We start from the raw sequence: 542 nt of genomic DNA, 5'->3' as shown, positions 1-542 counted from the left end.
GAATGATGCAGCTGTGCCTTCGTCAACGCCCCTTTGCCCGTGACGAAATCGAGGGTCTGGCCCGTACGGTCGCGCGCCACCAGGATGCAAACCTGTTCATTGGAAATGCCGCGCTGATGGGCATGGCCGCCACGGCGGCGCGCCGGACGCGTCATCTGCCTGGATCCCTTTTCTGATTCCAGCACGTAGAGTTCATCGGCCTCGGCAATGCCATGCAGACAATGCGGCCGATCCGTCTTTGCTACGCTGAGAAAACGGTGTCGCCAGCGAAACGTGGTGTTGCGGTGCAGTCCCAACTGCTGAGCGGCCTGGCGTACTGACCTGGAATCAAGCAGGCAATCCGCATAGTCGAGCCACAGCGATTTATGGCGCAAGTGCGCCAGCGGCGTGCCCGTCAAGGCATTGAATGTGCGTCCACAGGATACACAGCGGTAGCGCTGCAGGCCGTGCGCATGGCCATGCCGGTGCAGGTGACACGATTGGCAGGCGGGACAGCCCAGGCGTGCTTGCGTAGCGTTTTCAAGCAGCGTGACGGTCACATC

The 542-nt window shown here is 61.4% G+C and carries 1 protein-coding gene; it reads right to left on the bottom strand.

Annotated elements, in window-relative coordinates; genetic code table 11:
- Nucleotides 1-527, bottom strand: a 527-nt coding sequence (locus HWE17_RS28475) for an IS1595 family transposase (protein WP_255206440.1), incomplete at its 3' end; no start/stop codon positions are given.
- Nucleotides 528-542 lie beyond the last annotated feature (15 nt).

Source organism: Janthinobacterium sp. BJB401 (assembly GCF_013372745.1).
Lineage (GTDB): Bacteria > Pseudomonadota > Gammaproteobacteria > Burkholderiales > Burkholderiaceae_D > Janthinobacterium > Janthinobacterium rivuli.
The sequence above is the reverse complement of the archived record's forward strand: the minus strand, read 5'-3'. Positions and strand labels throughout refer to the sequence as shown.